This window comes from Pseudomonas sp. WS 5503 (assembly GCF_012985385.1).
Taxonomy (GTDB): domain Bacteria; phylum Pseudomonadota; class Gammaproteobacteria; order Pseudomonadales; family Pseudomonadaceae; genus Aquipseudomonas; species Aquipseudomonas paracarnis.
The window spans coordinates 904009-928696 of record NZ_JAAQWI010000001.1; the positions used below are offsets into that span (position 1 = coordinate 904009).

A 24688-nucleotide genomic window follows, 5' to 3' on the forward strand; every position below is an offset into this window, starting at 1 on the left:
GTGCGTACCATGAAAATTCCTGCCCTTTGCAGCCTTCTATTATTGACCAGCACCCAGGCGGCGCTGGCGGCCTCGACGGTGGACCTCAGCGTCCAGGGGCTGGTCACGCCCGCCGCGTGCCTGCCGCAACTGTCAAACGGCGGCCTGATTGACTACGGCAAAATATCTCAACAAGACTTGAACCTGGAAACTCGCACCCGTCTACCCGCCAAGACCCTGTTCTTCGGCATGGCGTGTACCGGCCCGGTACGTTATGCCCTGCGCATGCAAGACAACCGCAGCGACTCGACCCTGGTCGAAAGCGAGATTTACTACGGGCTGGGATTCGACAGCAACGGCACGCCCCTGGGCGTCTACTCCATGACCTTCGATCCTCGGCAGACCCAGGCCAGCAACAACGGGCAGCTCTACGGCACCGAATCCACCACCGGGGGCCTGGCATGGCGCACGTCCAACCTCAACCCCATCGACATCGGTTCCCGCAGCTACCTGGGCTTTACGTCGATCGAGGGCAGCGTCAGCGGCCCCACCGCCATTGGCATAATAGGCAGCCACGTCACGGTGCAGACCGTGATCAATGCTCGCAAGAATCTGGACTTGAGCACGCAAACCCCGATTGACGGTTCGGCCACGCTGGAAGTGGTTTATCTCTAGACCTTCTCACAGGTGACGCGCACGTAGCGCGCACGTCCGGCGCCCAGGCCCGCCACGATGGCGCCGAGGCCGATCACTGCGAAGATCCAGCCGATGGCCGTCCAGCCGCCGGTCCAGTCATGCACCACGCCCACAGCGAAAGGGCCAAGGGACGCCAGGGTATAACCGATCCCCTGGGCCATGCTCGACAGGTTGGCGGCTACGTGAGAGTCACGCGAGCGCAGCACAATCAAGGTCAGCGCCAGGCTGAAGGTACCGCCCTGCCCCAGACCGAGCAGAATCGCCCAACCCCACAAACCGTCCAGCGGCGCATACAGGCAGCCAAACAGGCCGCCGAGGGTCAGCAGCATCACCACCACGATCGCCAGGCGCTGGTCCTTGCCACGGGTAGCCAGCCATGGCGCGGCCAGGGAACTGAACAACTGCACAATGATCGAGCCGGACAACGCCAATCCCGCCTCTGTGGCACTCAGGCCACGGCCGATCAGGATCGACGGCAACCAGCCGAACACGATGTAGGCCAGGGACGATTGCAGGCCCATGTACAAGGTCACTTGCCAGGCCAGCGGGTCACGCAGTAGCCCCTTCACGCGGTAGGCGACGCGATGGGCGCCGTGCTTCTGCCCGACTTGCGGCAACCAGAACAACGCCGCCAATAGCGCTGGCAGAATCCAGAACCCCAGGCCAAGGGGCCAACTGTCGCCGAAGTAATGACTCAAGGGTACCGTGGCCCCTGCCGCCAATGCGGCGCCCAGGCACAGGGCCATGGTGTAGACGCCGGTCATGGCGCCCGCGCGTGCGGCGAAGTCGCGCTTGACGATACCCGGCAGCAATACGCCGATGATGCCAATGCTGGCGCCGGCGATCAGGCTGCCGACAAACAGGCCCACTTCCCCGAATGAACTGCGCAGGATGATCCCGCCAGCCAGGGTCAGCAAGATGCCGAACACCACCCGCTCAGCCCCAAAGCGTCGGGCCAGGATCGGCGCCATGGGCGCGAACAGGCCCAGGCACAACACCGGCAGGGTGGTCAGTAAACCGGCTTGGGCGGCCGACAGGCCCAGGCTGCTGGAGACGTCGGCCAACAGCGGCGACAGGCTCGACAAGGCCGGGCGCAAGTTGAGCGCCACCAGGATCAGGCCCAGCAACAGCAACCAGGGCCGGCTCACCCGCGGGTGGCTGTGCTGCACCTCGTCGTCATCGGCCTCGGCGTCAATCAACAACTCTTCAAGTTCGGGCGTGCGTTGGGTTTCAGGGTTCATTGATCAACTGCCGGCAGAGGGATTTGGCACGTTCGGGGTCTTGCTGCTCCACGGCGTCAAGCAGGGCAACGTGCAAGTCGAACACGGCCTGGCGACGCGGTGAAAGGTTCAGGGTCTGACGCAACTGCGCGCCGACGATGGCGGAGAAATACTGATACAGCTCGCTCAAGGCCGGGTTGTGTGCGGCGTCCACCAAGCGTTGGTGAAACGCCAGGTCAGCGCTGATATAGGCCTCGAGGTCGCCCTGATACAGCGCGGCGCTGGTATCCAGCGCTGTGCGCAATGCTCGCAGGTCACTTGCAGTACGGCGTTGCGCAGCAAGGCCGATGGCTTCCACTTCCAGAATCTGCCGCGTCTCCTGCGCCTGCCCCAGGGTGCAATGAGACAACGCACGCATCGTGCCCAACGGGTCGGTCATCGAGCGCAGATAACTGCCGTCGCCCTGACGGATTTCGATCAACCCGGAGAATGCCAACACGCGCATGGCTTCGCGCACGGTGTTACGGCTGATCCCCAGCTCGGCGCACAGTTCGGGCTCGGTGGGCAGGCGTTCGCCAACGGCCCACACACCCTGGGCAATGCGCAGACGTAGTTGTTCCAGCGCCTGGTCAACCAGGGAGCGTTTGATCAGCGGGGCGATGTCTGTCATGGGCTTTACGCTTTCGTCCAATCATAGGATGAATTTTCCTACAGCCTATTAGGAGTCGCCTACAAAGGCAACGCACTAGGGTTTTTAGGCAGGGAAAAGAGCAGTATTTTCGATTGGTAAAATCACCCTCAGAGGGTAATTATTGGACTCAGGTGTCTTATGGAAAAGTACACACCTCATTACGATCTGGCCTTGATCAAGGCGCAAGTCATCCGGCTGGGCCACAGAGCCTTTACGGCAACTGCGCGGGAGAGCGCTCGTCAACTTGAATTGAGCATCGGCCAGATGCGGTTGGCGGTCTGCGCCCTTGAAACGCGAATGTTGTACAAATCGATGACACCTATGTAGACCACCGGATATGGCAGGACGTCTATCTGATCAAGATGTACAGTACGGAGATTTACATCAAGGTGACTCACAGCCCAGGCGGCGAAGCTCCCGTAATCTCCTTCAAGGAGAAAACCTTATGAAAACCCAACAATGCGTGAATTGCGGAACCCATGATGGAATGCAGTATTTCGCAGGTCGCACCTTCACCATCAACACACGCGGCATGATGCGCGACATTCCAAACATCGCGGGCTGGGAATGCCAGGTTTGTAAGGAAATCGAATTCGATCATGACGATGACAGCGCAGAGCGTTATTCCGATGCCAGTGACCAATTATTGATTGATGGCAGAAAAGTCATCGCGGCTGAAATGAAGCGAATCCGTCGCAAACTGCACCTCACTCAGAAGGAGGCAGTGAAGCTGTTGACTGTGCGCGGGCAAAACTCATTTTCTCGCTACGAAAGGGCTGAGGTTTTCCCTCCTGAACCATTATTTACACTCATGCGCCTACTGGATAAGCATCCGCATCTGCTGGCCGAGATCGAGGCGCTCAATGTCGGAGAAGACCTCAATCGCCTGCTCATAGCAAAAGATGAGCAACAACGTGCGGCACAAGCATCCTGATGCAGATCAACAGGCAAAAAACAAACCCGGCTCCAGGCCGGGTTTGTTTTTTAACCTTCCATCAATGCAGTATCTGGCTCAAGAACAACTTGGTCCGCTCATTCTGCGGGTTATCAAAGAAGTCATTCGGCGCCGCCTGCTCGACGATCTCGCCCTTGTCCATGAAGATCACGCGATTGGCCACTGTGCGGGCAAAGCCCATTTCGTGGGTCACGCACAACATGGTCATGCCGTCTTCGGCCAGGCCGATCATGGTGTCCAGTACCTCTTTGACCATCTCCGGGTCCAGCGCCGATGTCGGCTCATCGAACAACATGATTTTGGGCTTCATGCACAGCGCGCGGGCAATCGCCACACGCTGTTGCTGTCCACCTGAAAGCTGCCCGGGAAACTTGTGGGCCTGCTCCGGAATGCGCACACGCTCCAGGTAGTGCATGGCGATTTCCTCGGCCTTGCGCTTGGGCATCTTGCGCACCCACATCGGCGCCAGCGTGCAGTTTTGCAGGATGGTCAAATGCGGGAACAGATTGAAGTGCTGGAACACCATACCGACTTCGCGGCGGATCGCTTCGATCTGCTTGAGGTCATTGGTCAGTTCCACACCATCGACCACAATGCGGCCTTGCTGGTGCTCTTCCAGGCGGTTGAGGCAGCGGATGGTGGTGGACTTGCCCGAGCCCGACGGGCCGCACAGCACGATACGCTCGCCCTGCTTGACGTTGAGGTTGATGTCTTTCAACACGTGGAACTGGCCGTACCACTTGTTGACGCCCTGCATCTGGATAATGCCTTCAGGGCTCACAGGCTGTTTGATTGCTTCGCTCATCAAAAAACTCCTAACGCTTGTGGCCAGTGTCGAGCTTGCGTTCCAGATGCATGGAATAGCGCGACATACCAAAACAGAAAATCCAGAACACCAGGGCGGCGAACACATAGCCTTCGGTAGCCATGCCCAGCCATTTGGGGTCGGCGGCGGCTTGCTTGACGCTGTTGAGCAGGTCGAACAGGCCGATGATGATCACAAGGCTGGTGTCCTTGAACAGGGCAATGAAGGTGTTGACGATCCCAGGGATCACCATCTTCAAGGCTTGCGGCAGGATCACCAGGCCCATGCTGCGCCAGTAGCCCAAACCCATCGCCGCAGCGGCTTCATATTGGCCCTTGGGAATCGCCTGCAAACCACCGCGCACCACTTCGGCCACATAGGCCGACTGGAACAGGATCACACCGATCAGCGCCCGCAGCAGCTTGTCGAAGTTCATGCCTTCAGGCAGGAACAGCGGCAGCATTACCGAAGACATGAACAGCACGGTGATCAACGGCACGCCGCGCCAGAACTCGATGAAGGTCACGCAGACCACCCGAATGGCCGGCATGTTCGAACGCCGCCCCAGCGCCAGCACAATGCCCAGCGGCAAGGCGCCGGCGATGCCCACCGTGGCGATAACCAGGGTCAGCATCAAGCCGCCCCATTGGCTGGTCGCCACGTTGCTCAGCCCGAACACGCCGCCATGCAGCAAGCAGTAGGCAATGATCGGGTACAGCACCAAAAAGCCCAGGCCATAGATCGCCTTGCGTGGGAAACGCGAGATGAATAACGGCGCCACGCCCACGATGGCCAGCCACACCGTCATGTCCACGCGCCAGCGCAGGTCGACGGGGTAGTAGCCATACATGAACTGCCCGAAGCGCTGTTGGATAAACACCCAGCAGGCGCCCTCCTTGGTGCAGTCGGCGCGGGTGGTGCCCACCCAGTTGGCATCGAGGATGGCCCAGTGCAGGATCGGTGGCACCACCAGGTACACAAGGTAGATCGCCAGCAGGGTCAGCAGTGTATTGAGCCAGCTCGAGAACAAGTTGGCGCGCATCCAGGCCACCGGCCCGAAGACTTTGCTCGGCGGCGGCATATCAGGTTTGAACGTATGCGTAGTCATGGGTGTGTCCTCACCGCTCGATCAGCGCAATGCGCTTGTTGTACCAGTTCATCAGCAGAGAAATGCTGATGCTGATCGCCAGGTACACGCTCATGGTGATGGCAATGACTTCAATGGCTTGGCCGGTCTGGTTGAGCACCGTGCCGGCAAACAGCGAAACCATTTCCGGATAACCGATACCGGCGGCCAACGACGAGTTTTTCGCCAGGTTCAGGTATTGGCTGGTCAGCGGCGGAATGATCACGCGCAACGCTTGCGGGATGATGACCTTGCGCAGCGTCGGCCCCGGGCGCAGGCCCAGTGAACGTGCCGCTTCGGTCTGGCCATGGCTGACGGACTTGATGCCCGAGCGCACGATCTCGGCAATAAATGCCGCCGTGTACACCGTCAGCGCCAAGGTCAACGCCAACAGCTCTGGGATCAGTACCCAGCCACCGACAAAGTTGAAGCCCGCAAGCTTGGGCATTTCCCAATGCAATGGCGTACCGAAGATCAACACGCATAACGCCGGGATCACCACCAGCAGCGCCAGGCCCGCCCAGAATTTATGGAAAGGAACCCCCGTCGCTTCAAAGCGCTTGTTGGCCCAGCGGGTCATCAGCACGATGGCAACGATAGCGACCACCAGGCTGGTGACAAACGGCCAGAACCCGTCGGACGCCAGCGCTGCCGGCATGTTCAAGCCACGGCTGCTGACAAAGAAGGTGTCACCGAAGTTATGGCTGTTGCGCGGCCCTGGCATGGTCAGGAACACCGCGAAGTACCAGAACAGGATTTGCAACAGCGGCGGAATGTTGCGGAATACCTCCACGTACACCGTCGCCAGCTTGTTGATCATCCAGTTGGGCGACAAGCGTGCCACGCCGATGATGAAGCCGAGCAGGGTTGCCAGCACCACACCGATGACGGTCACCAGCAAAGTGTTGAGCAGGCCAATGACAAACACCCGGGCATAGCTGTCCGATTCGGTGTAGTCGATCAAGTGCTGCGCGATGCCGAAACCGGCACTGCGCTCAAGAAAGTCGAAACCCGAGGTGATGCCCCGGTGTTGCAGGTTGGTCTGGGTGTTATGGAACAGGTACCAGCCCAGCGAGACCACCGCCACGATCGTAATGATCTGGAACAGCCACGCACGCACTTTGGGGTCGCTGAAGCTGAGCTTCTGCTTGTGTGCGCCGATTTGATTTTGCATGAAGTGCCCCGAAAATAATGGAACAGAACATCACCCGGCAGTTGGCCTACCGGGTGACAGAACCATCAGCGATCAGCGCACAGGGGGTGCGTATTGAATGCCGCCGTTGTTCCACAGGGCGTTCAGGCCACGGTCGATTTCCAGCGGCGTGCTCTTGCCCAGGTTGCGCTCGAACATCTCGCCGTAGTTACCCACTTGCTTGACGATCTGTACCACCCAGTCCTTCTTCACTTTCAGGTCTTTACCGTATTCGCCGTCGGCACCGAGCAGACGCGCAACGTCCGGGTTCTTGGTGGCCTTGGCTTCAGCTTCGACGTTCTTGGAGGTCACACCGGCCTCTTCAGCGTTGAGCATGGCGTAGCCCACCCAGCGCACGATGGCCAGCCACTCATCATCACCGTTACGCACGACCGGGCCCAGGGGCTCCTTGGAAATGGTTTCCGGCAGCACCACGTAGTCTTTCGGCGAAGCCAGCTTGCTGCGCTGGGCGAACAGCTGGGATTTGTCGGACGTCAGCACGTCGCAACGCCCGGACTCCAGCGACTTGGCGCTTTCATCGGAGGTGTCGAAGGTGATCGGGGTGTATTTGAGGTTGTTGGCGCGGAAATAGTCGGAAACGTTCAGCTCGGTGGTGGTACCGGCCTGGATGCAGATGGTTGCACCGTCCAGTTCCTTGGCGCTCTTGACGCCCAGCTTGTTGTTCACCAGAAAGCCGATGCCGTCGTAGTAGGTAATGAAGCCCGGGAATTTCAGGCCCATGCCCGCATCGCGGGAGCTGGTCATGGTGGTGTTGCGCGACAAGATGTCGACTTCGCCTGACTGAAGCGCGGTGAAACGCTCCTTGGCGTTCAACTGGCTGAACTTGACCTTGGTGGCATCGCCAAATACGGCAGCCGCCACAGCGCGGCAATAGTCAGCGTCGATCCCGAGGATCTTGCCGCTGGCATCCGGCACCGAGAAACCCGGCAGGCCGTCACTCACACCGCACTGCACAAAGCCTTTCTTCTGCACGGCGTCCAGGGTGGCGCCCGCCTGGGCAAAACCACTGACACCCAGTACAGCCGCCGCAGAGACGATGGCCAGGGTGGATTTCAATACCTTCATTACAAACCTCCAATTGCTCTTGTTGTGTCGGAGCTCCAACCTCAGCGCACCCTTATGAGGCGATATCGACCCGTGTTGGTTTTTTTTGGGGCCAAGCAGCATGAGGTTTTTGCGGTAATTCCAGTTGCTTTCCCACGAGCGGCAGTCACTGATAGTGTTACCGCCCTGGGAGAGTTCTGACATCGAGCTACACATAGCAAGGCGCGTACCAGAGTCTTGGCCGAGTGGCTGTAACTGCGCTTCGATGGCAAAAGATTCAACCTTGCGACATTCTCTTAACAGATCAACCTGTCGCGCACCGTTCCGACGCACCTCATCGGAGCGCCCGCACATCTATGGAGCAGACATGACCGAACCCTTGATTCTTCAGCCCGCCAAGCCCGCAGACGCCTGCGTTATCTGGTTGCATGGCCTGGGCGCCGATCGCTACGACTTCCTGCCGGTGGCCGAAGCCCTGCAGGAAACCCTGCTGACCACCCGCTTCGTTTTGCCCCAGGCGCCCACGCGTCCGGTGACGATTAACGGTGGCTACGAGATGCCGAGCTGGTACGACATCAAGGCCATGAGCCCGGCCCGTTCGATCAGCCTGGAAGAACTGGAAGCGTCGGCAAAAATGGTCACAGACCTGATTGAGGCGCAACAGAGAACCGGAATAGACACCTCGCGAATTTTCCTCGCCGGTTTTTCTCAAGGTGGCGCGGTGGTTTTCCACACCGCGTTCAAGAAATGGGAGGGGCCCTTGGGCGGTGTGATCGCCCTCTCCACCTATGCGCCAACCTTCGATAATGACCTGGAATTATCCGCCAGCCAGCAACGCATTCCCACGCTCTGCCTGCATGGCCAGTACGACGATGTGGTGCAGAACGCCATGGGCCGCAGCGCCTACGAGCATTTGAAGGGCCGTGGTGTCACCGTGACATGGCAGGAATACCCAATGGGCCACGAAGTGTTACCCCAAGAGATACACGATATAGGCACCTGGCTGACTGAACGCCTACGCTGAATCCCGTGTTTATGTAGCCGTATGACAGACGCACTACGCCGCGCCCGATTCTTGCATTACACTGGCCGGCGTACATTCCTTAATCAATTAATGAGATGACCGTGCTCAAAGCACTCAAGAAGATGTTCGGCAAAAGCGAGGCTGAGCCGCTCGCGCCTGTTCCCAGTGCTCCTGCCCCCAAGCCCGGCAACCGCAATGACGGTCAACAGCCCGGCCGGAACGCGCCCGCCGCCTCACCGAACAAAACCACGGTGACGCCGCCTGAACAGGTAAAGCCTGCCGCACCCGCCCCGGCGCCTGTGGCCAAGCCCCGTCGCGAACGTGCGCCCAAACCGCCCGTGACCCCCTGGAAACTCGAAGACTTCGTCGTCGAACCCCAGGAAGGCAAAACCCGCTTCCACGATTTCAAACTGGCCCCGGAACTGATGCACGCCATCCAGGACCTGGGTTTCCCGTACTGCACGCCCATCCAGGCGCAAGTGCTGGGCTTCACCCTCGCGGGCAAAGACGCCATCGGCCGTGCCCAGACCGGCACCGGCAAGACCGCCGCGTTCCTGATCTCGATCATCACCCAGCTGTTGCAAACGCCGCCGCCCAAGGAACGCTACATGGGTGAACCGCGCGCGCTGATCATCGCCCCGACCCGGGAGCTGGTGGTGCAGATCGCCAAGGACGCCGCCGACCTGACCAAGTACACCGGCCTCAACGTGATGACGTTTGTGGGCGGCATGGACTTCGACAAGCAACTCAAGCACCTCGAAGCCCGTCATTGCGACATCCTCGTCGCCACCCCGGGCCGCCTGCTCGACTTCAATCAGCGTGGCGACGTGCACCTGGACATGGTCGAAGTGATGGTGCTGGACGAAGCCGACCGCATGCTCGACATGGGCTTTATCCCGCAAGTACGCCAGATCATTCGTCAGACGCCGCCGAAAACCGAGCGCCAGACCCTGCTGTTCTCCGCGACTTTCACCGAAGACGTGATGAACCTCGCCAAGCAGTGGACCACCGACCCATCCATCGTCGAGATCGAAGCACTCAACGTTGCCAGCGAAAACGTCGAGCAGCATATCTACGCCGTCGCCGGTGCCGACAAGTACAAGCTGCTCTACAACCTGGTCAACGACAACGGTTGGGAGCGCGTGATGGTATTCGCCAACCGCAAGGACGAAGTGCGCCGCATCGAAGAACGCCTGGTGCGCGACGGCGTCAACGCCGCGCAACTGTCGGGGGATGTGCCGCAGCACAAGCGCATCAAGACCCTGGAAGGCTTCCGCGAAGGCAAGATCCGTGTGCTGGTGGCTACCGATGTAGCCGGTCGCGGTATTCATATCGACGGCATCAGCCACGTGATCAACTTCACCCTGCCGGAAGTACCGGACGACTACGTGCACCGCATCGGCCGTACCGGGCGTGCTGGGGCTGCGGGTGTGTCCATCAGCTTTGCGGGCGAGGATGACTCGTACCAGTTGCCGTCCATCGAGGCGTTGCTGGGGCGCAAGATCAGCTGTGAAACGCCGCCGACGCATTTGTTGCGGGCTGTAGAACGCAAACGCCCCTGATACGGGAATGCGATAAAAAATGTGGGAGCGGGCTTGTGTGGGAGCTGGCTTGCCTGCGATGCAGACACCTCGGTTTTTCAGTCACGCCGAGGTGATGCTATCGCAGGCAAGCCAGCTCCCACATGGGTTTCAGCGTCTGGCTGGCTACTTCCAGCGATCCGCTGCGGCGTGGTCACTGCTGCGCCCTTCTACCCAACGCGGCCCCTCACTGGTGTTTTCCTTCTTCCAGAACGGCGCCCGCGTCTTCAAGTAATCCATCACAAATGCACAGGCATCAAACGCTGCCTGCCGATGCGCACTGGCCGCGCCGACAAACACAATCGGCTCGCCCGGTTCCAGCGCGCCGATACGGTGCAGCACCTCCAGCTTGAGCAACGGCCAGCGCTGCTCAGCCTCAACGGCGATCTTGGCCAGGGCCTTCTCGGTCATGCCGGGGTAGTGTTCCAAAAACATCCCCGACACCTCGCGCCCGTCATTGAAGTCGCGTACATAGCCGACAAAGCTCACCACCGCGCCCACGCCCACGTTGGCCGCGTGCATGGCGTTGACTTCGGCACCGGGATCAAAGGCTTCGACCTGCACACGAATGGCCATGGTCAGCCTCCGGTCACGGGTGGGAAGAAGGCGACTTCATCGCCGGCTTGCACCGGCTCGTCCAGGCTGCACAACTCCTCGTTGCGCGCACACATCAGGCTCGCTTCGTTGAGCACGGCGAATTCCGGGTCAGCAGCCAGCGCGAGGCGCACGGCATCAACGCTGGCAAACTCACCTTCCATCTCCAGCGAATCGAAACCCACCGCTTCGGCGTAGCGCGCAAAAAACAGTACGTTGATACTCATTGTTCATCCGCCTTGAAATGCCCGCTCTTACCGCCCAGCTTTTCCAGCAGGCGAATACTCTCAATGGTCATGCCGCGGTCCACCGCCTTGCACATGTCGTAGATCGTCAGTGCCGCGACGCTGGCGGCAGTCAGGGCTTCCATCTCAACGCCGGTCTGGCCGGAGAGCTTGCAGCGCGCGAGGATATGCACAGCGTCCACGCCGTCGGCGCGCAGCTCCACCTTGACGCCGGTCAGCATCAACGGATGGCATAGGGGGATCAAGTCGCTGGTTTTTTTCGCCGCCTGAATCCCGGCAATGCGGGCCACGGCAAACACGTCGCCCTTGGGGTGGGCGCCGTCAACAATCATTTGCAAAGTGGCGGGCAACATGCGCACCCGCGCTTCGGCCACCGCCTCACGGAACGTCACGGCTTTTTCGGTGACGTCGACCATATGGGCGCGACCTTGGGAATCGAGATGAGTCAGCACAGGGATACTCCTGATCAGGAGCAGCGATTGTAAACCTGTGGGTCAAAATTTGCGCAGGGCTGTTTATCCCATCCTGTAGGAGCGAGCTTGAACGCGAAAAACTCTCAGGCGCCGCGTTTACCCAGGGTGCACGCGTTATCGTTGACGTTTTTCGCGAGCAAGCTCGCTCCTACATTCAAGGTTAGAACCGGAAGGTAAACCCGGCATTGATCCCGTTGTTGTTACCCCGGTTGGAGAGCAAACCGCTGTAGTTCAACGACACCAGGGTGTCCTTGGTCAACGCCATTTGCGCACTGGCCTTGATCACCGCGCCATCCCTGGCCACAGGCACGCTGTTGACGGCGAAGGCCGTGTCACTGCCGGCAAACTTCAGAGAAGCTTCACGATCGGTATCACCAAACTGGTGCTCCCAACCCAGCTCACCGCGCAGGGTCACCGCCGAGGTGGACGTGAGCGGCAGCTGGGTATGGCCACGCACGCCCAGGGTGGAGAGTGTCGCGTCCTGGCTTTGCTGGCTGGCATGCAAGGCTGCGGCAACGCCTTTTTCCTTGAACGAGTCGCTTTGATAGTTCAGGTACGTGAGGTTGGCGAAGGGTTCAAACACGGTCCATTGGGTGTAACCGATCTCGGCAAACACTTGGTCGGTACGCGCGTTGTAGTCGGCCTTGGCATGGTCCGACTGATTGGCATAGGCCACCCGTCGCGAAGTGTCCAGGCGGTGCCAGGTGCTGGCACCTCCCAGGCGCAGGGCAATCGCCTCGAAGCGTTTGCCACCATAGACCGACAGGTGATAGTTGTCGCTGTCCGCCGACGCCGACTGGCCGTTGAGGTGGCTTTGGGTATAACCGGTCGCCGCGCCCACGCGCCAGCCGTCGTTCACCTCGGTGTCCAGGCCCAGCAGTACGCCGCTGGTGGACGAGGAGTAACCGCTGGCGTTGTTGTCACCACTGACGTTGTTGCGTCCACCGAGTAGCTGTACCCAGCCGCCGTTGTCACGGCTGTCGATCTGCGCGTTGGAGTCCAGTGCCTGCGCCTGTTGCAGGCGAGCGTTGACCGCTTCACGCAGGTAGCGGCTGTCGGCCATTTGCGCTGCGGCCACGTCCGAATGCAATTGCCCTGAAAGTTGCTTGAAGCCCTCCCGCGCCTGGGCGGCGGAATCCGATGACAGCAGGCTTTCGTAGACCGGGCTGCCAGTGCCCAATGTCTCGGCCACCGTCGCCACCGCACGCTCGTTGCGGGTTTGCGCGACACTGGCGAAGGTCGTCTGGTTGCGAGCTATCGCCAGGGTCAACTGATTCGGTTGATAGTTGAGCGCAGTGCCAATAAACAGGTAGTTGGGGGCGAACGCTGCAAACTGCCCCTGGATACCTTGACTGGCGCTGAGGATATTGAACTGCTGGCCCAGCAAGCTGCGCGCCTCGGTGGCGGTCAACAGGTTGGGGCTGTTCTCCAGGGACACGCTCACCACACCGCCATTGAGGGTCGCCACCCCGCTGCTCTGCAACTGGTCGCTGCGGCCATCGGCCCCGACTTCGACGACATACACCGAACCCGGGTTGAATGTGACGTCGCCGGTGCGCAATGTGCCAATCGAATGCCCCGGGGCCACTCGCCCACCGTTGTTGACGGTCAAGGCGCCCACCGTGCCGTTGCCGGCCAGGGTGCCGCCCAGTGTGGTCATCACGCGGTTATCGGCATTACGCGTGCCCACGGCACTGCTATCTACCGTCACGGCAGAGGTCAATGCGCCGTCCACCGACAATTTGCCTCCGCGTACCCAGGTACTGCCCGAATAGCTGTTCTGGCCTTCCAGCACCAACTCGCCATCCCCGGACTTGACCAGGCTACCGACGTAGGTGCTGCCGGTGAGCACGTCCTGGCCGCGGGTGAGTGTTGCCTGCTCCCGGGCATGACCGATGTCGTATTCAAACTGATCGTCGGCCGAGGCATTGGCGGGCAGGCCATTGAGCCAGCCTTTTTGCTGCTTGGTGGCGGCCCAGGTCGCCTGTTCGGCAGCGTCTTCTACGCGACGGGCGCGAATGGCCTCATCGGAAATCGGGTTGGCCCAGATATCGCGGGTACCGCTGGGCAACGCCACTGCTACCGCACCGAGGAACTGCCCCGGCCCTTGCATAGCTTTTTGCAGGTTGGGCAAGCCCCAGCCACTGACCACACCTGGTACTTGCGGGGCACCCGGCGCGGCATCATGCACCGGTTGCAGGTTGTCATAGGTGCGGCCTCCGGTCAGCTCGCCAACCGGCGTGTCCGGGCCATCCGGCGCCTGCAGGCTGGAGGTGGTCAGCAACACGTCCCGCGCCTGGCTGGGCGTCATATAGGGGAAGCGCTGCATAACCAACGCCAGGGCTCCGGAAACGCTCGGCGCGGCGGCCGAGGTGCCGTTGGCATTCGGGATAATTTCGCCCTCGGGGCCGGCAGACGGAATGCCCGACACGCCCATCACGCACCACCACTTGGAGGTACCGCAACGGTTGTAGACCTGGGCGCTAGTTTCGTCGTAGCCCGTGATGGAGAGGAACCTGCCTTCGATATCCGGCTTGAAAAACGGCAGGTTCGCATTGGTGTCCGGGTTGGCACCGTGGCTGTCGTTGCCCGCCGAGATGATCTGGATGAACGTGTTTTGCCGGGCCGCATCGGCCATGGCGTCCATCCAGGTTTTGTGCCCGGCGTGGGCCTTGTCCCAGAATGGGCGATAGGCGGCGGTCATGTCCTGCAGGTTTTGCGCGGCGCTGTCGCCGACGTTGCCGAAGTGGTTCTCCACGTCATCGCGCGAGCTCTGCCCCCAACTTTGGTTGACGATCGCTACGTTCTTCGCCGCCAGGGCGTTGTAGCTGGCCATGAATGCGTTGTAGTCGAGGTCGTTGGAGCCTTGGTAGCGGTCGTTGTCGCTGCCGCCAGTGTTGGCGACAAAAAGATTGGCGTCGAAGGCAATGCCGTGCATACCAGTGCCGTTGCGGTTGGCAGCCAGCACCCCGGACATTTCCGTGCCATGCCCGTCGTTGAACTCCGGGTCGTATTCCCCAGGGATACTGAAAGGCTCCCCCTGCTTGAACTCGCCGCTGGGTACTTCAAGGCGGTAGCGCGGATGGGTGGCGTAGTACTCGCCCGTGGAGGTCACCGCCTGCACCCGGTCCTGGCCCTGGGCATTTTTGCCCTGGAACTCGGAGTGTTCGGTGAGGATGCCCGAGTCGAGTACGCCGACATTCACCCCCTTGCCGGTGATGCCCAAGGCATAGGCGTAATACGCGTTGGTGCGGTCCAGGCCGGAATTGACCTGAGCTTCCGGGGTCTTCCAGGTTTGCGCGTTGGCACTCCAGTCACGGGTTGCGCCAGCCCAGGACTGGCCTGCGTTCAATTGCCCGCTCAGGTTGCTGCTCACGCCCGGCTCGACGTAGGTGAAAGGCTTGGCGGCCGGCAGGTTGGCGATAATGGCCTTGGAGAAGTCCAGAATATTGGTGGTGTAGCGGCCGCTGTTGCTGAACAGCCGGCTGCGGTAGTAATCCAGGCGCGAAGCGTAGTCCAGTGGCCGACGGGTGTCGCCGAGCATGGCGCCAATGGTCAGGTTCTCGGGTTGCAGCTCATAGTTTTGCTTGAGGGCCGAATCGAACTTGCCGGACTGGGCCGCGAAGTCCTTGGCCGCAAGATCGACAATATCCGCGTAGGCAAACCTGAGGTTTTTGTACACGGCAGTCTCAGGACCGAATGAGGCGACGGCTGTCCTGAACGCCGATTCCAATACCTGCGGGGTGTAGGGGTTGTCGTCTGCCCTGGCCACGGAACCGTGGCCCAGCCATAAGGCCAGGCCGAGTGCTATGGGTGTGAGGGGTGTGGTCTTGAAACGGGGGGTGCGATTGCGTTGCGACACAATGAAGCCATTACCTGCTACGTCCATTTTCCTTTCCCTTTGGATATGTGCGTCATCAATGAGCGGTGTTTCGGGCTTTTGTAATAGGCAGGGTCACGGTGAAAACCCTGGACAGGTTTTCTAAACGTTCGTCGAATCAAGGAGGTGGTGTTCCGACGGGGTCTTGCAGTGTTCTTATGGTTTTTATCGCAAGAAAAAATGTAACAAAATAATTACAGAGACCACAAGCACCCGGGACGCGTTAACGCAGGCAAATGTCGCACAAAACAAAAACCCCGGACTTCGTGAAAAATCCGGGGCTTTTCGTCGCAGGTTCGCTGCAGTTACAGATGGGACTCGGCGTATTCAGCCAGAATCGAACGCGGTACCCCTTGCAGCGCAATGTGCACGCCGTTCGGGAAGTCTTTGAAGCGTTCCGTCAGGTAAGTCAGCCCGGAGCTGGTCGCGGACAGGTAAGGGGTGTCGATCTGCGCCAGGTTGCCCAGGCACACCACTTTGGAACCGGCGCCGGCACGGGTGATGATGGTTTTCATCTGGTGCGGCGTAAGGTTCTGGCATTCATCAATCAGAATCAGGCTCTGCTGGAAGCTGCGACCTCGGATGTAGTTGAGGGATTTGAACTGCAACGGCACTTTGCTGAGGATGTAGTCGACGCTGCCATGGGTGTTTTCGTCATCCATGTGCAAGGCTTCGAGGTTGTCGGTAATAGCCCCCAGCCACGGCTCCATTTTTTCCGCCTCGGTACCGGGCAGGAAACCGATTTCCTGGTCCAGGCCCTGCACGCTGCGGGTGGCGATGATGCGGCGATAGCGTTTGGTCACCATGGTCTGTTCGATGGCGGCGGCCAGGGCGAGGATGGTTTTCCCCGAACCTGCGGCGCCCGTCAGGTTGACCAGGTGAATGTCCGGGTCAAGTAGCGCATACAGCGCCAGGCTCTGGTAGATATCACGCGGTTTCAGGCCCCAGGCTTCCTGGTGCAACAGGGGTTCCTGATGCAGGTCGAGAATCAGCAGCTTGTCGACCTGGATCTCTTTGATCCAGCCCACGAAGCCCTGTTCGTCGACAATGAACTCATTGATATGCACGGCCGGCAGGTTGTCGATCAGCTGTACCTGGTGCCAGGTGCGGCCGTGGTCCTGACGGGTTTCGACCTTGCTGACACGGTCCCAGAACGAGCCGGTCATCATGTGATAACCACGCGAGAGCATCGACACGTCGTCGACCAGTTGGTCGGTGCTGTAGTCCTCGGCAGCGATCCCACACGCTCGTGCCTTGAGGCGCATATTGATGTCTTTGGTCACCAGCACCACGCGCAGGTCCTTGTCGCGGGCGTGCAGGTCAATCAATTGGTTGATGATTTTGTTGTCGTTCAGGTTTTCCGGCAGCAGGCTGTTGGGCTCGCTGCGCTTGCTCATCAGGATCGACAGCAAACCCTTGGGCCCGCTCTTGCCACGCTGGATGGGCACGCCGACTTCAACGTCCTCGGGCGAAGCTTCACCCAGGGTCTTGTCGATCAGACGGATGGCCTGGCGGCATTCGGCGGCAACGCTGTGGTGGCCGCTTTTGAGTTTGTCGAGCTCCTCAAGCACGATCATTGGGATGGCGACGTGGTGTTCTTCGAAGTTCAGCAGTGCGTTTGGATCGTGGATCAATACGTTGGTATCAAGCACATAAAGGATTGGCTGGTCGGAAGAAGGGTTACGTCCATGATCATCCATACTCGGTCACCTTTGTGGGAGCCATTCGACGCAATACCTGGGCGGTGCTGCGCCTCGATTCGACCACCGAGTGCACCTGAGGGACGTCAAGTGCAATGCCCACATGCGGAGTCTTGGAAGACGCCACCTGTGTTGCAGGTTTCGGCGGTCTGACTTCGTAATACCGCAAAACCCATGACAGGAAAAGGCACTTTGACGCTTTTTTGAAGTTTATTTTTCAGGATGACGAATAGCACTAGCCGAGTGCCATGTACCCCGTTAAAGTCGGAAGTCCGCCTGCATCGAAATGTCGCAGCAAATCGCCCCGAAAACACCCCACCCCCAGCAAAGCCGGGCACTTCATCGAAATGCCTCGCGACACTCCTGCCAACCCAAGCCACTCTGCGCCGTAGCCTGCAACACCACCGGCAATGCCACCCGCGCCTTGTCCTGGGTGTCGTGAAACACGATCACGCCTTTGCGCCACAGCAGCATCAATGTCAGCACCCGTTGCGCCGACTCATCGGCCTTGAGCTTGCCCGGCTCGTCCTGGGAGTCGATGTCCCATAACGCCACTTGCAGGCCCTGTTGCTGGAAGAATCCCTGGCTGTCCGCGCGGCGCTGCCCATACGGCGGGCGGAACAAGGGCACATAGTTTTCCGGCATCAGGTTCTGTACCAGCCCGGCACTGCGGGTGATGGAGCTTTGCCAGTCGACCCAATGGCTGTGGGAGCGGTACTGCCAGCCCTGAAGCCCCACGCACTGCCCTTGGTACAGCGCCTGCACATCGGCGGCGGAACTGCGCTCCACACGGGTTTGCAAGCTGCTGCCAAGGACAAAGAACGTCGCGTTCATCTTTTGCTTGCGCAGGTAATCGGTGAGCCAGTCGGTATTGCCGCTGACAGGTGCAGGGCCACCGTCGAAGGTCAGTAAAAACATCCGGTCATTGAGTTCATCACCGTTGCGCTCATGATCGCCAAAGCGCGCCACTTCACTGCTGATCTGCGGAAACAGCGCGGCCTTGCGCAACAACTCGTCCAGATAGCGTTCGTGGAAGTGCCGGCTGGGGGCGGCCCAGCCTATATAGAAAGAGTTGTCACTGACCTCGAACTTGCCGGCCTGCTCACGCAGGTCGTCCATGTTTTCCACCAGGTAGCAGAACGAGGCGTCTTCTTCGCAGCTCTGCTGGGCGAATGTGTAGTTCTCCAACAGCCGTTGCCAGAGCTGGCGACGCAGATCGCCGATGGCGGCCAGGTTGATGATCTTCAGCCCCAGGCGTTGCTTGAGCGCCGCGTCGTCCAGGGCTTCGCTGGCGAGCAGGCCGTGGGCGAACATCAGGATCTCCGCACGCGAAGCCACATCGAACAGCGCCGGGCTGGCGAGTTTTTCCGGCCAGGTACCACGGTCCAGGCTGGCGACATCCACCGGCGCGGCGTGGGCATTCAGGCACAGCAGGCAAGCGGACAATAAAAGCGCTAATCGCACACGAGGTCTCCCTCTACAGAGTTACCGCCCATCATAGCGGACTGGTCCGCCCTTTTTGTGTAGGAGCGAGCTCGCTCGCGAAAAACGTCCGGGCACCGCGTCTATTCAGTCTGCCAGCATTCTCGTTGACGACTTTCGCGAGCAAGCTCGCTCCTACAAAAACCGGGGCCTATCGGCTTGATAGGTGGAGTCGAACGCTCCAACCCCCTAGAATCCCCCCACGATTCCAGGAGCCAACTTCATGCTGATGGTGATTTCCCCCGCCAAAACCCTCGACTTCGAGTCCAAGCCGGTCACTGCGCGCTTCACCCAGCCGCAGTACCTGGACCACTCCCAGGAACTGATCGAGCAACTGCGCGAACTGAGCCCGGCGCAAATCAGTGAGTTGATGCACGTCTCCGACAAGATCGGTGGCCTCAACGCCGCGCGTTTCGGCAGTTGGACGCCGGCCTTCACTCCGGCCAACGCCAAGCAGGCGCTGCTGGCGTTCAAGGGCGATGTGTATACCGGCCTGAATGCCGAGACTTTCAGCGAGGCCGATTTCAGCTATGCCCAGGACCATCTGCGTATGCTCTCGGGCCTGTACGGCCTGCTGCGTCCGCTGGACCTGATGATGCCGTATCGCCTGGAGATGGGCACCAAGCTGGCCAACGCCCGCGGCAAGGACCTTTACGCGTTCTGGGGCACACGCATCAGCGAATGGTTGAATGAAGCCCTGGCCGAGCAAGGCGACGATGTGCTGCTCAACCTGGCGTCCAATGAGTATTTTTCGGCGGTCAAGCGCACGGCCTTGAACGCGCGGATCATCAATACCGAGTTCAAGGACCTGAAGAACGGCCAGTACAAGATCATCAGCTTCTACGCGAAAAAAGCTCGGGGCATGATGAGCCGGTTTGTGATTGAAGAACGCATTAACGATCCCGCCCAGCTCAAGCAGTTCGATGTACAGGGCTATCGCTTCAATGCGGAGCAGTCCAAGCCGGATAACCTGGTGTTTTTGCGCGATCACGCACCGGAATAAGGCCTGTACAGCCACCAACATCAACTGTGGGAGCTGGCTTGCCTGCGATAGCGGAGGGTCAGCCGACTCACATGTCGCTGATACACCGCTATCGCAGGCAAGCCAGCTCCCACATTTTTTGCCTGCATTTCACCCCACCATTCGTCATTTATTTGACGTCAAAAAATATCAAGACACATCTCTAACAATTTCTTCACTCGACACTCGTCGGTTTTTTTCGTAGTGGCACCACTTTTTTTTAACGGTAGTGGCACAAAACTATCCTCTCGCACCAACTCCCCACAACTACTGGCCTAAATAGCAAGTGCTATCAATATAGTACTAGTGCCATCTTTTCTAATATTTCAAAAAATTTCCGGAAAGGGGATGAGCGGCCCGGAACTTCGTCCTGAAGCACCGCTCATACCACCGGTAACGAAATTCTCTGTTTACGTAAGAGATGACTTACATACCGACCAATGGAAGTAGCCAAGTTGTCATAAAGCACTTTGGCTCGAGGGTCATATCATCAACTGATTGAGTTGAGGGCGGCGATAAGGACTCATTGCCAACCCCCTAAAGGCCAAGGCAGCGCTGACCTAAATGAGCCAGTGTTAACACCCAAGGCATTGATATCAAAAGGCTTCTCGCCCGTATCAAAGCCCTGTGGCACTGGCGCCGGACCCTTCCGCCATGGAAAACCGGCTGCATTTCAGGGCAAGCCCCAATAACAAGGCCACGTTGCGCACAACTTGAGTGCAATAGTTAGTCACTCGCTATTTAACATGCCTGCACGCGGTAAGTCGGCGTCTATTCGCCTAACTTTCGCGGCATCAGTGACGCTTGCAAACATGAACTCCGGCCATCTAATGGCATGATTTAAACATAGAGGTAATTGCGATGCGCATCAGCATATTTGGTTTGGGTTACGTTGGCGCCGTGTGTGCCGGTTGCCTGTCTGCCCGTGGCCATGAAGTGGTCGGCGTAGACATCTCCAAGGACAAGATCGACCTGATCAATGCGGGTAAATCCCCCATCGTTGAACCGGGTCTGGGCGAACTGTTGAGCCAAGGCATCGCAACCGGTCGACTGCGCGGTACCACCAACTTCGCCGAAGCCATCCGCGACACCGACCTTTCGATGATCTGCGTCGGTACGCCGAGCAAGAAGAACGGCGACCTGGAACTGAACTACATCGAGTCGGTATGCCGCGAGATCGGTTTTGTACTGCGTGACAAGACCACCCGCCACACCGTCGTGGTGCGCAGCACCGTACTGCCGGGCACCGTGGCCAACGTGGTAATCCCGATCCTCGAAGACTGCTCCGGCAAGAAAGCCGGTGTTGATTTCGGCGTCGCGGTCAACCCGGAATTCCTGCGTGAATCCACCGCCATCGCCGACTACGACCTGCCACCGATGACCGTTATCGGCGAGTTCGACAAAGCCTCCGGCGACGTCCTGCAGTCGCTGTACGAAGAACTCGACGCGCCGATCATCCGCAAGGACATCGCCGTTGCCGAGATGATCAAGTACACCTGCAACGTATGGCACGCCACCAAAGTCACCTTCGCCAACGAGATCGGCAACATCGCCAAGGCCGTCGGCGTTGACGGTCGTGAAGTGATGGAAGTGGTCTGCCAGGACAAGACCCTCAACCTGTCCCAGTACTACATGCGCCCAGGCTTCGCTTTCGGCGGTTCGTGCCTGCCAAAAGACGTGCGTGCCCTGACCTACCGCGCCGGCTCCCTGGACGTGGAAGCACCGTTGCTCAACTCGCTGATGCGCAGCAACGAATCCCAGGTGCAGAACGCCTTCGACATCGTCTCCAGCCACGACAAGCGCAAAGTCGCCCTGCTGGGCCTGAGCTTCAAGGCCGGTACCGATGACCTGCGTGAAAGCCCATTGGTAGAACTGGCAGAAATGCTGATCGGCAAGGGCTACGACCTGAGCATCTATGACAGCAACGTCGAGTACGCCCGTATGCACGGCGCGAACAAGGACTACATCGAAGGCAAGATCCCGCACGTGTCGTCCCTGCTCAACTCGGACTTCGACGAAGTGATCAACAACTCCGACGTGATCATCCTCGGTAACCGTGACGAGAAGTTCCGCGCCCTGGCGCACGAAGCCCCGCACGGCAAGCAAGTGGTCGACCTGGTGGGCTTCATGTCCAAGGCCACCAGCGTGAGCGGCCGTACCGAAGGTATTTGTTGGTAAGGAGCAGCGGCTAGTTTCAAGCGGCAAGCTGCAAGTTAGAAGCGCTGGTTTTCGGCTTGTAGCTTGTGGCTTGCCGCCCGACTTCTCTGTGACGGACGCGAATATGCAACGGTTAAACCAAGCGACTGGCTGGCTACTATTTCTGGGGCTTTTAGCGCTTCTAGCTCTGGCTCTGCCAGCCAGCACCTTCGATTCGCAATCGAAGAATTTTATTTTCCTGATTGGTGCCGTGGGTATCTGGCGCTACTCGATGGGCGCGACGCATTTCTTTCGCGGCATGCTGTTCCTGTACGTGGTGTACCCGCACCTGCGCCGCAAAGTGCGCAAGCTGGGCAAGGCCGCCGACCCGTCCCATGTGTTCCTGATGGTCACCAGTTTTCGTATCGATGCGCTGACCACCGCACAGGTCTACAGCTCTGTGATTCGCGAAGCCATCGACTGCGGCTTCCCCACCACCGTGGTGTGCTCGCTGGTGGAAATGTCCGATGAGCTGCTGGTGAAAAGCCTCTGGGAAAAGATGAACCCGCCGGCTCACGTCAAGCTCGACTTCGTGCGTATCGCCGGTACCGGCAAGCGTGACGGCCTGGCCTTCGGTTTTCGCGCCATCTCGCGTCACCTGCCGGACGACCGCGCCGTGGTTGCCGTGATCGATGGCGACACCGTGCTGGCCGAAGGCGTAGTGCGCAAGACCGTGCCGTGGTTCCAGCTGTTCGGCAATGTCGGCGGCCTGACCACCAACGAATTCTGCGAAGTGCGCGGCGGCTACATCATGAGCGAATGGCACAAACTGCGCTTCGCCCAACGCCACATCAACATGTGCTCCATGGCCCTGTCCAAGCGCGTGCTGACCATGACCGGGCGCATGTCGGTATTCCGCGCCAGCGTAGTGACTGACCCGGGCTTTATCGCCGACGTGGAAAGCGACTCGCTGCAACACTGGCGCCTGGGCCGCTTCAAGTTCCTCACCGGGGATGACAAGTCCAGCTGGTTCAGCCTGATGCGCCTGGGCTACGACACCTTCTACGTGCCGGACGCCGCCATCAACACCGTGGAACACCCGCCGGAAAAGAGCTTTATCAAGGCCAGCCGCAAGCTGATGTTCCGCTGGTACGGCAACAACCTGCGCCAGAACTCCCGTGCCTTGGGCCTGGGCGTGCGTCGCCTCGGCCTGTTCACCAGCGTGGTGCTGTTCGACCAACGCGTATCGATGTGGACCTCCCTGCTCGGCCTGACCGTGGCCATGATCGCCACCTTCAAGTACGGCGGCGCGTTCATCCTCGCCTACCTGCTGTGGATCGGCATCACCCGCCTGATCCTCACCCTGCTGCTGTCGTGCTCCGGCCACAAGATCGGCCCGGCCTACCCGCTGATTCTCTATTACAACCAGATCATGGGCGCGTTGGTGAAGATCTACGTGTTCTTCCGCCTTGATCAACAGTCCTGGACCCGCCAGGACACCAAACTGACCCGCGATTTGGCCAGCTTTCAACGTTGGTTCAACACCTGGTCGTCTCGGACCATGACCTTCTCCGCCGGCAGCATCTTCGTTGCCGTGTTGCTGATGATGGTCTGACCCTGCCAAGCCTGAATTAACCTAGGAATTACACCCGATGAATAGCCAAGTAAACGCCAACGTTGTCCACGAATCCGAAGCCCAGCGCCAACACGCCCGGGTGAAAATCCCGGCCAAGCTGCGCTTCTTCAACAGCGACCGCACGCCGACCGAAGCAAAGGTTATCGACCTGTCCGCCGGCGGCCTGGCTTTCACCGCCACCCAGCCGCTCACCATCGGCCAAGTGCACAAGGGCCGCCTGCAGTTCGTGATCGATAACCTCGGCCTGGCCATGGACGTGGAGCTGCAGATTCGCTCCTACGACCGCCAGACCGGCCGCACCGGTTGCCAGTTCCAGAACCTCGATGCCCAGGATATTTCCACCCTGCGCCACCTGATCACCTCGCACCTGTCCGGTGACATCGTGACCATGGGCGACGTACTCGCGACCCTGCAACGCGACAACTTCACCAAGGCACGCAAGGTCAAGGACGGCGGCAGCGGCATGACTGCGTTCGGTCGCCTGCGCGCCGTGACATTCAGCCTGGCGATCTTTTTGGTCGGCCTGGCGGCCTTCGGCTTTGTGGTCAAGTCGCTCTACGGCATGTACTTCGTCAGCCACGCCCAGGCAGGCCTCGTCAGCGTACCGGGCATGAACGTGACCATGCCCCGTGACGGCACCGTGCAAAGCCTGCTCAAGGGTGATTCGGTAGCAGCCAAGGGCGCGCCGCTGGCGACATTCAGCACCAGCATGCTCGACGTGCTCAAGGGCCACCTGGACGAAGACCAGTTGCAACCGGCCAAGGTCGAAGAACTGTTCGGCAAGCAAATGACCGGCACCCTGACTTCGCCGTGCGATTGCGTGGTGGCCCAGCAACTGGTCGCCGACGGCCAGTACGCCAGCAAGGGCGATGTGATCTTCCAACTGGTGCCGCGTGGCAGCCAGGCTAACGTTGAAGCCCGCTTCACCTACCGCCAGTTTGGCGATGTACGCCCAGGTACGCCGGTGAGCTTTCAGGTCGCCGATGAAGAACAGGTTCGCACCGGCACCATCGTCAGCAGCACCAGCCTGAACAGCGCCGACCTGTCCTCCGACATCCGCGTGCAGATCAAGCCTGATGCACCGCTGGACAGCACCTACGCCGGCCGCCCGGTGGAAGTCACCAGCGACCGTGGCCCATCGCTGAACTGGCTGATCGACAAAGCCATGGCTCACGGTCTGTAAGCGAG

20 protein-coding genes and 1 pseudogene are annotated in these 24688 nt (G+C 59.7%); 9 read left to right on the forward strand and 12 right to left on the reverse strand.

The window, feature by feature from the left end:
- The first annotated feature begins 9 nt into the window (after window positions 1–9).
- Complete coding sequence (locus tag HBO10_RS04340; RefSeq protein WP_034128692.1) at window positions 10–654, forward strand: DUF1120 domain-containing protein; 645 nt, start codon at window positions 10–12, stop codon at window positions 652–654.
- Here HBO10_RS04340 and HBO10_RS04345 read toward each other — a convergent pair.
- Window positions 651–1916, reverse strand: a complete 1266-nt coding sequence (locus HBO10_RS04345; RefSeq protein WP_034128693.1) for a CynX/NimT family MFS transporter — start codon at window positions 1914–1916, stop codon at window positions 651–653. The genes HBO10_RS04340 and HBO10_RS04345 overlap by 4 nt on opposite strands.
- Window positions 1906–2565 carry a FadR/GntR family transcriptional regulator gene (locus HBO10_RS04350; protein WP_034128694.1) on the reverse strand — a complete coding sequence of 220 codons (660 nt, stop codon included), beginning with the start codon at window positions 2563–2565 and terminating at the stop codon, window positions 1906–1908. The genes HBO10_RS04345 and HBO10_RS04350 overlap by 11 nt, the downstream gene beginning before the upstream one ends.
- A gap of 159 nt (window positions 2566–2724) precedes the next feature.
- On the opposite strand from HBO10_RS04350, the pseudogene HBO10_RS04355 reads away from it, so the two are divergent.
- Both HBO10_RS04355 and HBO10_RS04360 read left to right on the forward strand, forming a co-directional pair.
- Window positions 2725–3035 (forward strand): annotated as a pseudogene (locus HBO10_RS04355) (type II toxin-antitoxin system MqsR family toxin).
- The gene (locus HBO10_RS04360; RefSeq protein ID WP_034128695.1) at window positions 3032–3520 is read left to right on the forward strand and encodes a type II toxin-antitoxin system MqsA family antitoxin; all 489 of its coding nucleotides are present in this window, start codon (window positions 3032–3034) and stop codon (window positions 3518–3520) included. The pseudogene HBO10_RS04355 and the gene HBO10_RS04360 overlap by 4 nt, the downstream one beginning before the upstream one ends.
- Window positions 3521–3581: 61 nt before the next feature.
- On the opposite strand, the gene HBO10_RS04365 is transcribed toward HBO10_RS04360, so the two are convergent.
- From HBO10_RS04365 to HBO10_RS04380, 4 genes are all read right to left on the reverse strand, one after another.
- Window positions 3582–4346 carry an amino acid ABC transporter ATP-binding protein gene (locus tag HBO10_RS04365; RefSeq protein ID WP_010444394.1) on the reverse strand — a complete coding sequence of 255 codons (765 nt, stop codon included), beginning with the start codon at window positions 4344–4346 and terminating at the stop codon, window positions 3582–3584.
- 10 nt (window positions 4347–4356) lie between these two features.
- Window positions 4357–5454 (reverse strand): amino acid ABC transporter permease, encoded by a 1098-nt coding sequence (locus HBO10_RS04370; RefSeq protein ID WP_014717022.1) that lies wholly within the window; start codon window positions 5452–5454, stop codon window positions 4357–4359.
- 10 nt (window positions 5455–5464) lie between these two features.
- Window positions 5465–6646, reverse strand: a complete 1182-nt coding sequence (locus HBO10_RS04375; RefSeq protein WP_034128696.1) for an amino acid ABC transporter permease — start codon at window positions 6644–6646, stop codon at window positions 5465–5467.
- Between the two features lie 72 nt (window positions 6647–6718).
- Window positions 6719–7750 (reverse strand): amino acid ABC transporter substrate-binding protein, encoded by a 1032-nt coding sequence (locus HBO10_RS04380; RefSeq protein WP_034128697.1) that lies wholly within the window; start codon window positions 7748–7750, stop codon window positions 6719–6721.
- 346 nt (window positions 7751–8096) lie between these two features.
- Between HBO10_RS04380 and HBO10_RS04385 the strand changes: the two genes are divergently transcribed.
- Both HBO10_RS04385 and rhlB read left to right on the forward strand, forming a co-directional pair.
- Entirely contained in the window at window positions 8097–8753 is a 657-nt protein-coding gene (locus tag HBO10_RS04385; protein ID WP_034128698.1) for an alpha/beta hydrolase, read from the forward strand.
- Window positions 8754–8848: 95 nt separating this feature from the next.
- Window positions 8849–10315, forward strand: a complete 1467-nt coding sequence (gene rhlB, locus HBO10_RS04390) for an ATP-dependent RNA helicase RhlB (protein WP_034128699.1) — start codon at window positions 8849–8851, stop codon at window positions 10313–10315.
- Between the two features lie 144 nt (window positions 10316–10459).
- Here the strand turns inward: rhlB and moaE are convergent, their stop codons facing one another.
- The 6 genes from moaE to HBO10_RS04420 all read right to left on the reverse strand — a co-directional run bounded on the left by moaE (window position 10460) and on the right by HBO10_RS04420 (window position 18689).
- On the reverse strand, window positions 10460–10909 hold the full coding sequence (gene moaE / locus HBO10_RS04395) for a molybdopterin synthase catalytic subunit MoaE (RefSeq protein WP_034128700.1): 450 nt from the start codon (window positions 10907–10909) through the stop codon (window positions 10460–10462).
- Window positions 10910–10911: 2 nt separating this feature from the next.
- A complete protein-coding gene (gene moaD, locus HBO10_RS04400; RefSeq protein WP_032903342.1) occupies window positions 10912–11154 on the reverse strand; it encodes a molybdopterin converting factor subunit 1 in 243 nt (80 codons plus the stop codon).
- A complete protein-coding gene (moaC, locus tag HBO10_RS04405) occupies window positions 11151–11624 on the reverse strand; it encodes a cyclic pyranopterin monophosphate synthase MoaC (RefSeq protein WP_034128701.1) in 474 nt (157 codons plus the stop codon). The genes moaD and moaC overlap by 4 nt, the downstream gene beginning before the upstream one ends.
- 181 nt (window positions 11625–11805) lie before the next feature.
- The gene (locus HBO10_RS04410; protein ID WP_034128702.1) at window positions 11806–15534 is read right to left on the reverse strand and encodes an autotransporter serine protease; all 3729 of its coding nucleotides are present in this window, start codon (window positions 15532–15534) and stop codon (window positions 11806–11808) included.
- Between the two features lie 296 nt (window positions 15535–15830).
- Window positions 15831–17225: a PhoH family protein gene (locus tag HBO10_RS04415; protein ID WP_005785025.1), complete on the reverse strand. Its 1395-nt coding sequence runs from the start codon at window positions 17223–17225 to the stop codon at window positions 15831–15833.
- A gap of 339 nt (window positions 17226–17564) precedes the next feature.
- Complete coding sequence (locus tag HBO10_RS04420) at window positions 17565–18689, reverse strand: polysaccharide deacetylase family protein (RefSeq protein ID WP_034128703.1); 1125 nt, start codon at window positions 18687–18689, stop codon at window positions 17565–17567.
- A gap of 241 nt (window positions 18690–18930) precedes the next feature.
- Between HBO10_RS04420 and yaaA the strand changes: the two genes are divergently transcribed.
- The 4 genes from yaaA (at window position 18931) to HBO10_RS04440 (ending at window position 24683) form a co-directional block, all read left to right on the forward strand.
- Entirely contained in the window at window positions 18931–19710 is a 780-nt protein-coding gene (yaaA, locus tag HBO10_RS04425; RefSeq protein WP_034128704.1) for a peroxide stress protein YaaA, read from the forward strand.
- Between the two features lie 879 nt (window positions 19711–20589).
- Window positions 20590–21906, forward strand: coding sequence for a nucleotide sugar dehydrogenase (locus HBO10_RS04430; protein ID WP_034128705.1), 1317 nt, complete (start codon window positions 20590–20592; stop codon window positions 21904–21906).
- A gap of 103 nt (window positions 21907–22009) precedes the next feature.
- Window positions 22010–23479, forward strand: coding sequence for a mannuronan synthase (alg8, locus tag HBO10_RS04435; protein WP_034128706.1), 1470 nt, complete (start codon window positions 22010–22012; stop codon window positions 23477–23479).
- Between the two features lie 37 nt (window positions 23480–23516).
- The gene (locus tag HBO10_RS04440) at window positions 23517–24683 is read left to right on the forward strand and encodes an alginate biosynthesis protein Alg44 (protein ID WP_034128707.1); all 1167 of its coding nucleotides are present in this window, start codon (window positions 23517–23519) and stop codon (window positions 24681–24683) included.
- Window positions 24684–24688: the final 5 nt, after the last annotated feature.

What these genes read in the sequence shown, in the direction of transcription:
- HBO10_RS04375 (WP_034128696.1), bottom strand. Translation starts at nt 6,646, where the DNA reads ATGCAAAATCAAATCGGCGCACACAAGCAGAAGCTCAGCTTCAGCGAC.
- HBO10_RS04350 (WP_034128694.1), bottom strand. Translation starts at nt 2,565, where the DNA reads ATGACAGACATCGCCCCGCTGATCAAACGCTCCCTGGTTGACCAGGCG.
- HBO10_RS04385 (WP_034128698.1), top strand. Translation starts at nt 8,097, where the DNA reads ATGACCGAACCCTTGATTCTTCAGCCCGCCAAGCCCGCAGACGCCTGC.
- moaD (WP_032903342.1), bottom strand. Translation starts at nt 11,154, where the DNA reads ATGAGTATCAACGTACTGTTTTTTGCGCGCTACGCCGAAGCGGTGGGT.
- rhlB (WP_034128699.1), top strand. Translation starts at nt 8,849, where the DNA reads ATGACCGTGCTCAAAGCACTCAAGAAGATGTTCGGCAAAAGCGAGGCT.
- HBO10_RS04360 (WP_034128695.1), top strand. Translation starts at nt 3,032, where the DNA reads ATGAAAACCCAACAATGCGTGAATTGCGGAACCCATGATGGAATGCAG.
- HBO10_RS04345 (WP_034128693.1), bottom strand. Translation starts at nt 1,916, where the DNA reads ATGAACCCTGAAACCCAACGCACGCCCGAACTTGAAGAGTTGTTGATT.
- HBO10_RS04430 (WP_034128705.1), top strand. Translation starts at nt 20,590, where the DNA reads ATGCGCATCAGCATATTTGGTTTGGGTTACGTTGGCGCCGTGTGTGCC.
- HBO10_RS04440 (WP_034128707.1), top strand. Translation starts at nt 23,517, where the DNA reads ATGAATAGCCAAGTAAACGCCAACGTTGTCCACGAATCCGAAGCCCAG.
- HBO10_RS04370 (WP_014717022.1), bottom strand. Translation starts at nt 5,454, where the DNA reads ATGACTACGCATACGTTCAAACCTGATATGCCGCCGCCGAGCAAAGTC.
- yaaA (WP_034128704.1), top strand. Translation starts at nt 18,931, where the DNA reads ATGCTGATGGTGATTTCCCCCGCCAAAACCCTCGACTTCGAGTCCAAG.
- HBO10_RS04380 (WP_034128697.1), bottom strand. Translation starts at nt 7,750, where the DNA reads ATGAAGGTATTGAAATCCACCCTGGCCATCGTCTCTGCGGCGGCTGTA.
- HBO10_RS04410 (WP_034128702.1), bottom strand. Translation starts at nt 15,534, where the DNA reads ATGGACGTAGCAGGTAATGGCTTCATTGTGTCGCAACGCAATCGCACC.
- alg8 (WP_034128706.1), top strand. Translation starts at nt 22,010, where the DNA reads ATGCAACGGTTAAACCAAGCGACTGGCTGGCTACTATTTCTGGGGCTT.
- HBO10_RS04340 (WP_034128692.1), top strand. Translation starts at nt 10, where the DNA reads ATGAAAATTCCTGCCCTTTGCAGCCTTCTATTATTGACCAGCACCCAG.
- HBO10_RS04415 (WP_005785025.1), bottom strand. Translation starts at nt 17,225, where the DNA reads ATGGATGATCATGGACGTAACCCTTCTTCCGACCAGCCAATCCTTTAT.
- moaE (WP_034128700.1), bottom strand. Translation starts at nt 10,909, where the DNA reads ATGGCCATTCGTGTGCAGGTCGAAGCCTTTGATCCCGGTGCCGAAGTC.
- HBO10_RS04365 (WP_010444394.1), bottom strand. Translation starts at nt 4,346, where the DNA reads ATGAGCGAAGCAATCAAACAGCCTGTGAGCCCTGAAGGCATTATCCAG.